Origin of the sequence: Amaricoccus sp. W119 (assembly GCF_047275745.1) — a bacterium.
Lineage (GTDB): Bacteria > Pseudomonadota > Alphaproteobacteria > Rhodobacterales > Rhodobacteraceae > Amaricoccus.
Map to the genome: position 1 here is coordinate 1 of NZ_JBKQWU010000092.1, position 7,975 is coordinate 7,975.

At 68.2% G+C, this 7,975-nt stretch carries 7 protein-coding genes and 1 pseudogene; 2 read left to right on the top strand and 6 right to left on the bottom strand.

All coding sequences use genetic code 11. The features are described 5' to 3' along the window. Positions 1-307 (top strand): annotated as a pseudogene (locus ACLJK8_RS20910) (hypothetical protein); the annotation flags it as partial. Continuing rightward, positions 304-1,647, top strand: a complete 1,344-nt coding sequence (locus ACLJK8_RS20915) for a polysaccharide biosynthesis/export family protein (protein ID WP_413152323.1) — start codon at positions 304-306, stop codon at positions 1,645-1,647. The pseudogene ACLJK8_RS20910 and the gene ACLJK8_RS20915, both read left to right, overlap by 4 nt. A gap of 137 nt (positions 1,648-1,784) precedes the next feature. Here the strand turns inward: ACLJK8_RS20915 and ACLJK8_RS20920 are convergent, their stop codons facing one another. The 6 genes from ACLJK8_RS20920 to ACLJK8_RS20945 form a co-directional block, all read right to left on the bottom strand. Further along, positions 1,785-3,005 (bottom strand): lactonase family protein, encoded by a 1,221-nt coding sequence (locus ACLJK8_RS20920; RefSeq protein ID WP_413152324.1) that lies wholly within the window; start codon positions 3,003-3,005, stop codon positions 1,785-1,787. A 344-nt stretch (positions 3,006-3,349) separates the two neighbouring features. Next, positions 3,350-4,582 (bottom strand): HlyD family secretion protein, encoded by a 1,233-nt coding sequence (locus tag ACLJK8_RS20925; RefSeq protein ID WP_413152325.1) that lies wholly within the window; start codon positions 4,580-4,582, stop codon positions 3,350-3,352. Position 4,583: 1 nt separating this feature from the next. After that, positions 4,584-5,039, bottom strand: coding sequence for a hypothetical protein (locus ACLJK8_RS20930; protein WP_413152326.1), 456 nt, complete (start codon positions 5,037-5,039; stop codon positions 4,584-4,586). 179 nt (positions 5,040-5,218) lie between these two features. Beyond that, positions 5,219-6,739 (bottom strand): ABC transporter substrate-binding protein, encoded by a 1,521-nt coding sequence (locus tag ACLJK8_RS20935; protein ID WP_413152327.1) that lies wholly within the window; start codon positions 6,737-6,739, stop codon positions 5,219-5,221. Between the two features lie 218 nt (positions 6,740-6,957). Next, entirely contained in the window at positions 6,958-7,428 is a 471-nt protein-coding gene (locus ACLJK8_RS20940; protein ID WP_413152328.1) for a DUF6644 family protein, read from the bottom strand. A 3-nt stretch (positions 7,429-7,431) separates the two neighbouring features. Continuing rightward, positions 7,432-7,818 (bottom strand): DUF6152 family protein, encoded by a 387-nt coding sequence (locus tag ACLJK8_RS20945; RefSeq protein ID WP_413152329.1) that lies wholly within the window; start codon positions 7,816-7,818, stop codon positions 7,432-7,434. Positions 7,819-7,975: the final 157 nt, after the last annotated feature.

Below are 7,975 nucleotides of genomic sequence, written 5' to 3' on the forward strand. Positions count from 1 at the left end.
CCTCGGCGGCCGCGCCGCGCGGGTGACCCGGTTCCACACCTATCTCGATGGCGACGACCGGACCCGGACGCGGGCCTATGTCTGCGACATCGAGCCCCTCGGCGCGGAGGAAACCCGGGCCCCCGATGGCCGCGTGATCGCGGGCCTCATGGTCCGCGAGACCTGCCACAACCCGGAGCGGGATTTCACGAACCTGCACCTGCTCGGCAACGGGCGGATCGTGCGAAGCCTTCAATTCATCAGCGATCGGGCCGGCCGGGCGCAGATCCTGTTCCCACCCTCCCGCGGCCCCCTGGAGATGCAATGAGATACGCAGCCATTACGAGCCTGATGCTTTTCATGAGCGGATGCGGGATCGTCTATCACAGCCCCGACATCCGCGAGGGGCCGGTCGGCGGCGGCAAGATCCGCGTCGTCGAGGTGACGCCCGAGACCGTCATGATCGCCAACCGTCATCCTTATGCGCCGCGGCGTCTGCCGGCGGCCTTCGCCCCGGCCTCCGGCTCCGGGCGCTATGGCATGGAGGCGGCGCCCGCGCCCGTCTACCTGCCCGAGAACCGGCCCGAGGATCTCGTGACCCGGCTTCCCCCGCCGGTGCCGACCGAGCCCTACCGGATCGGCGTCGGCGACGTTGTGGTGCTCGCGACCAAGAGCGTCGGCACGACGGTGGAGGAACTGACGGGCCTGCTCGCGGCCGAGAACCGCCGCCAGGGCTATACCGTGCAGGACGACGGCTCGATCGCGATTCCGGACGTGGGCCGGGTCCGCATCGCCGAGATGACGCTGGAGGAAGCCGAGGGCATCCTGTTCCAGCGCCTGCTCGAACGCCAGATCGACCCCTCCTTCAGCCTCGAGATCGCCGAATTCAACGCGCGCAAGGCCGCGGTCGGCGGCGCCGTGGTGGCGCCCGGCGTGGCGCCGATCACGCTCGTTCCGCTGAACCTCGACACCGCGATCACCGCCGTCGGCGGCATCGACGCGGCCGACCGCGATTCCGCGGTGATCCGCATCTATCGCGACGGCGCGCTCTATCAGATCCCGGTCGCCGAATACCTGGTCAATCCGCGCTACCAGAAGGTCCGGCTCGCCGACGGCGACTCGGTCTTCGTCGATACAGAATACGACCTCGCCAAGGCGGCGGCCTATTTCGAGCAGCAGATCCGCCTCGCGGAGTTCCGGCAACAGAACCGGTCGAACGCGCTCCAGATCCTGTCGCAGGAGATCGAGCAGCAGCGTGGCGAACAGGAGACCTTCACCGCCCGCGTCGAATACGGCGCCGAGAAGCGGGACCACGTCTATCTGAGCGGCGAGGTCGCCAGGCAGGGTCGCTGGCCCCTGCCCTACGGCAATCCGGCGACGCTCTCCGACGCGCTCTATGACGGTGCCACGGGATCTTCCAACATCACCGGCAATCCCCGCGAGATCTACGTGCTGCGCGGCTCGGTCGATCCGCGCGAATTCGGCGCGGTGACGGCCTGGCACGTGGACGCGGGGTCAGGGGTGGGCATGATGATGATGACCCGGATGCAGCTTCGGCCCGACGATATCGTTTTCATCGCCGAACAGCCGGTCACCCGCTGGGATCGCGTCATCAAGCAGCTCTCGCCGAGCCTGATCAGCGTTCCGCTCGGCGAGGCGGTCAGGTAGATGCCGGGGGCCGGCGACGCGCCCGCGCCATTCGGCCGGCGCCGCCGACCGGCCCCACTCTCCCCTCGTCGTCATCCGAGGGTACCGGTTGCCGAAACGCCTCCACGCACGGAACGTGGGGGCGGCTCAGGACCGGTTCAGCCCAGGGGCCTGAACACGATGCAGACCGGGCTTCCGACCTGAACCGGCTCGCCGACGCGCCGGAGCGACCCGTTCGATCGGTCGATCTCGAAGGAGACGATGGAATCGGTGTCCTCGTTCGCCACCAGCAGGCGCTGGTAGTTCGGGTCGATGGCGAAGAACCGCGGCGTCTCGCCGCCGCTTTCCTGCCAGCCGGCATGCGCGAGCCGCCCCGTCCCCTCCTCGACGGCGAAGATCGCGATGCTGTCATGGCCGCGGTTCGAGGCATAGACGAAGCGGCCGTCCGGCGAGACCGCGATCTCGGCGGCGCGGCTGTTGTCCGTGAAAGTATCGGGCAAGGTGGTCAGGAGCTGGAACGGCGCGAGAACGCCGGTCGCCGGATCGAAGCGATAGGCCGTCACCGTGCTGTCGAGTTCGTTGACGACATAGGCGAGAGCGCCCGCGGGGTGGAAGGCGATATGTCTGGGCCCGGCGCCTTCGCGCGCGGCGACCGGTTCGGTCGCGGCGACGAGCTTGCCGGCCTCGGCGTCGATCTCGTAGGTGAAGACCACGTCGCGCCCCTTGTCTGGGACGGCGATGTACTTGCCCGACGGATCGAATTCGACCTGATGCGGCTTCGCGAAGGGCTGTTCCACCCGATGCGGCCCCGGCTCGCCTTCGAGCGACACGAGATCGATGACCGGGCCGAGCGAGCCGTCCTCCTCCCGCGTCAGCAGGGCGATGGTCGAGGTGATATGGTTCGCGACGACGACGAAGCGGTTGGTCGGGTCGATCGCGAGATGGACCGGGTTCTTGCCCTCGGTGCTCTGGCCGTTGATCCGGGTCAGTTCGCCGGTGGCCGCGTCGATCGAGAACGCGGTGATGTCGCTCAGATCGCCGTGGACCGTGTAGAGGAACCGGCCCGTCCGGTCGAAGGCGAGGAAGGACGGATTAACCAGATCGCCGACAAGCTGCACATGCGTCCAGGCGCCGGTCCCCGCATCGACGCGGTAGACGTTGAGCCCGTTTCCCCGCGCGTTGCGCTCCTTCGTCGTGCGGGCGCCGACATAGGCGATATAGGCGCCGACGGCCGGTTCGGTCCCCGCTCCAACGCCGGTTTCCCCTTCGGCCCGCGCCGCCATCGGCCGTGACAGGACCATCGGCGCGGCGAGCCCGCCGATCGCGAGCGCGCGCCCGAAATCCCGTCGCGACCACCGGCCGCCCAGCCCGCTTCCCACTCCGCTCTCCGCGTCGATCCGATCCCGCTCCACCCGCGTTCCTCCCCTGATGGACAGCCGCGATCCTTCACAGCCGGCACGCAGTCGCGCATTGCCCCGTGAACGGCCGCGTCGTTGATTCGCAGGGGTCATGTTATATTTCATCATTCCAAAATGCAATCATATGCGAACACGCGTTGCATTTTCGCTGTATGTCATACCAACATGCAATCCGCCGACACCTCGACACGGGGTCGAGCCGACGAGAAGGCAATCCTCGGGGGATTAGCCGCGGAGACATCGGAGCGCCACCGCCCCGGCGGACGACCGGCGGCACGGTGCTCGGCAGGCGCCGGCAGGCGGCGTCAGTGTCCGCCGCTCAGGACCAGCGTGCGTACCGGCAGGATGAGCGCCTGAAGCCGCAGGATCGCGGCGTGGACGAGACCGGTCGTGTCGATCGCATGCAGCGCGAAGGCGCGGAGCGCGCTGATATCCGGGTCCTGGAGGGCGTCGTGATTGGAGGTATAGGCGTTGGCGACGCAGCTCGCGCCCCGAGGCAGCCGGTCGAAGGCGCCTTCGTAGAGCGGCTCCATGATGACCGTGATCGTGCCCGGCTGGGCGAAGCCGCCGATGTCGCGCAACTGGTCGGTCGGGCGGATCTGGCCCGCCGCGATCACGTCCTGCACATCGGTGACGACGACCGGGATCACGCCGAAGGGCATGGCGGCGCAGGCGACCTCGCCGACCATGCCGACCTTGATCACCTGTGCCTCGATCTGGCCGAAACCGGCGGCGAGGCCGGTGACGCGGCGATCCGGGACGAGAATCCCGGCGGGACGCAGGATCGGGTTGACCACGTCGCCGGGACGGAGCGCGAACTGCTGCACGACGCCGCTGGTGCCCGCGACGACCAGCGTCTTGGAGAGCGCCACCTCCGCCTCGCGCAGCGCCGCCTCGGCGCTGGCCTTCTGCGCCGGCAGGCCGAAGTCGATCTGCGACTGCGCCGCCTCGCGCCCCGCGAGCGCGGCGTCCACGGCGCCCTGCGCGGTCTCGACGGCGACCTCCGCCCGATCGACATCGCGGCGGGCGATGGCGTTGGTGTCGCGCCGGAGCAGTTCGGCGCGGGTGTCGTATTCGTCCCGGGCCTGCCGGAGCGAGCCGCGCGCCTGGGTCAGACGCCCCTCGGCCTCGGCGAGCTGCGAGCGCGCCGTCACCATCGCGGCGTCCACCTCGGCGATCTTGCGCCGCGCCGTCTCGGCCGCCGCCTCCGGTCCGGCCGGGTCGAGCCGGAAGAGCGGCTGCCCCTCGGTCACGCGGTCGTTGATCTCGACATAGACCTCCGCGACGCGTCCGTTCGTCTCCGGCAGGATGGTGACCGTGCGGAACACCGACACCGCGCTCGAAGTCGAGGGATGGAAGTAGAAGATCGTCGTGATAAGCGAGATGGTCAGGATCACGCAGAGGGTGATCCCCCAACGCAACTCGTACCAGACGGAAAAGAGCGTGATCTCCCGGCCGAGGCGCTTGCCCTGGCCGAAGCGGCGGATGAGGAAGTCCGGCAGGACGGTGATCGCGGAACAGAGCAGCAGTTCGAGCATCTCAGGCGCGCTCCCCCGGCTTCGGCGGCGTCCCGTCGGGCCGGCCGGCGGGCTTCTCGAAATCGTCGGACAGGAGGTCGTTCCACGGGTTCGGCGGCGTCCCTTCCCGGTCGCGGCCGGAAAGCCGTTCGAGCGACAGCGCGATCGAATTGAGCGGCCGGCCGAAATCCGGCAGTTCCACGAGCGCGAGCAGGAGCGCCGCGATCCAGAAGGCGTTGTTGTGCGTGAAGAGCGCGAGCAGCCCCAGCACGGCGACGAACTGATACTGAACCTTGTTCGTGCGATGCGCCATGTGCTCCGGCAGGGCGTGGAGCCTGAGATACACCAGCCCGACGCTCAGGACCGTGACCAGGAGGAATACGAGCATCACGCTCATCAGCCAGTCGGACTGGCCGGGGGCGGTGACGAAGGCGGGCAGGTAGTGCGGCGCCGCGGGGTGCATCGCTGGCTGATCCATCGTTCGGCTCCTGAAACGGATGGAAGCGGCCCTAGACAACTCCTCGCCGGGTTTCAAGAGACAGCGCGTCACGGGCCCGGGAGCCCGGCGGCCTGGCCCAGAGCGGCACCGGGGAGGCGCCAGGGAGGCATCGGTGAGGCATGGGGGAGGCCCGGGAGGGCCGCCCCGCCCGTTCGCCGTTACTCGGCGAACGATATTTCGGACAGCCGGACCTCGCTGTTCGTCTTCAGGTCGGGCTTGTAGTCGATCCGGTCGCCGACCCGGACATAGCCGATCATGTGATACATCGGCACGTCCGCGATGATCTCGTCATGGACTTTCGCGAAGGCCTGCCCGAAGAGTTCGCAGCGCTCCTCGCCCGAGGTCGTCATCGCCTTCAGGATCAGCGCGTCGAGTTCCGGGTTCGCGACCGTCGAATACTGCCCCTCGCTCGTATACATGACCGGCACGGTGAAGCCCGCGTCGCCGGTGGAGTTGTCGTGCTGCTGCTGGAACAGCGTCGGGTTCCGGCCTTCGGGGAAGGGCTTGTCGAGATACTGCACCCAGGCCGAGGCTTCGAGCTGCTGGATCTCGACGTTCAGCCCGATCTCGGACCACATGCCCTGCATCGCCTCGACCGACTCGCCCGAATTGGGGAAGAAACCGCCGCGCGCGATGATGGTCAGCGGCGTCTCGACCGGCACGCCATCGGCCTTCGCCTCCTCGATCAGTTGCGCCGCCCGCTCGGGATCGTAGGTCCAGGGCTTGATCGCCTCGTTGAAGCCGCAGTTCCCGGGCGGCACCATCTGATTTGCACGCAGCACATCCGGCCCGAAGAGCGCCTCGCCCATCGCGTCCCAGTCGATCGCGATGTTGAGCGCCTCGCGCACCCGCACATCGTCGAGCGGCGGCATCTGCATGTCGAGACGCATCCGGGTGGTTTCCGAGTTGAGATAGGCGAAATCGGTGTCGGGATTGGTCGCGTCCTGCACCGCGATCGCCGGCGTCAGATCCGCCTCGCCGGTCGAGACCATGGCGGCGCGGATCGCCGAATCGGTGCGCCAGACGAAGGTCGCCCGTTCGACCGCCGGCGCCTCGCCCCAGTAATCCGGGTCCCGCGTCAGCACGACATGCTCGCTGTCGATCGTCTCGGGAACATAGGGGCCGGTTCCCACCGGCTCGTGCACCTCGGCGTCGAAGGTCATGTTGGGCGAGACGATCTGCACCGTGCCCATCAGCGTCGGCATGTGGGGCATCGGGATCTCGGACTTGATCGCCACCGTCAGCTCGTCCACGGCCGAGGGCGTCAGCGTGACATCGCCGAATTTCGAGCGGCTGTCGCAGGTGATATTGCGGTTCATGAGCCGGTTGATCGAATTGGCGACCGCCTCGGCGTTGAAGGGCGCGCCGTCCTGGAATTCGATCCCCTCGCGCAGCTTGAAATGCCAGGTCAGGTCATCGACCTGCTCCCATTCGGTCGCGAGATGCGGCTCGACCTCGCCGTTCTCGACATTGATGTCGGTCAGCGTCTCGGTGATGTTCATGTTGATGATCCGCCCGATGTCGGAGCGGATCGAGCGGCAGGGCTCGAGATTGCCCGGCTGTTCCGGAAGCACGATGGTGACATCCTGCGCGGCGGCGGTGCCCGGGACCGTGCCTGAGGCGAGGCCGAGCAGCATGGCGCCGATCGCGCCGGCCCCCCGTCTGGTTCCGATGGTCATGGTTCCTCCCCTTCTTCCGATCGTTGTCGTCGCGGGGCCCATCCGTGCTCTCCGGTCCGGGCCCGGACATTCGGGAAGGCGGATCGGCCCCGCGCGCAGAGGAAGCCGCATGTTTCCAGCTTTTTCAAGGGCCTGCCCGCCTCGCAGCCGGACTTTCGGACCTGTTCCCGCCGCCGTTCGGCGCGCGGCGCTGGCCGCCCGATCCGCCGCCACTCGCCTCAGAGGAAGCCGATCCACCGGCCGGCCAGAAGGATAGAGAGCCAGAGCAGCAGCGACACCGCCGCCCGTGCCCGCGTCGCGAGTGGCGGCGGGGTTCCGGCCCGAAGCGCCCGCCACCCCGCGCCATGGTGCTGAAGCGCGATGTTGACCGCTGCGAGGCCGATCAGCACGGCCTTCACCCGGAAGGCCGCGTTCGCGAGATACTCGGCCGGCTCCACCGACCAGAGCGCGAGCCCGGTCAGCACGGCGAGGCCGAGACCGGTCGCCGCCGCCCGGCTGAGGAACGGCGCGATCACCTCGATCGGGGTCGCGCGGAACAATCCGATCAGCCGCAGGTCGAGCGGGACGATCGCGCCGAGAAGCAGGCCGAGCCCGAGGATATGGGCGGCGTTGACCAGCATGTAGAGATCGCCCGAGCCGCGCAGCGCCATGGCGAGCGGACTGCCCTCCACCCAGTCGAGGACTTCCACCGCTCAGTCGGCGATCCGCTCGGGATAAAGGTCGTAATTCCGGCCGCCGATCGTGATCCGCACCGCCTTCATATGCGCCGCGCTGGCGTCGAGCGAACGGTTCCCGATCACGGTGATCGCGTCGCCCACGCTGGCCGAGTCTCCGGTGAAGCCTGACCGGTCGGTCTGGCGCGGGTTGCTGAGATCGACCTGCCACAGGACATCCCGCGCATCCCTGACGTGCAGAGTCGGGTGCGGCGGGCTCATCGAGATGCTCTCGATCACCCCTTCGAGCTGGGTCTGCTCGTCCTCGGCCCAGGACCAGCCATGATGCGCCTGCGCGGTGATGGCCGGCGCGAGCGCCAGCGCGGCCGCCATCAGGAGAATAGCCGCTCGCCGTTCCATTCGCATCGCAAGCCCCCTTTTCGTGACATGAGCACCCTTCGGGTTATCAGAGCCGGACCCGAAATGAGTTGAGCGATATCAGCGGGTTGTGATTCACGTCGGTTTGCGAAGACTGACGGAGATCCGATGCCCTGGACTGATACCGCTCGGCGCGACTATGACC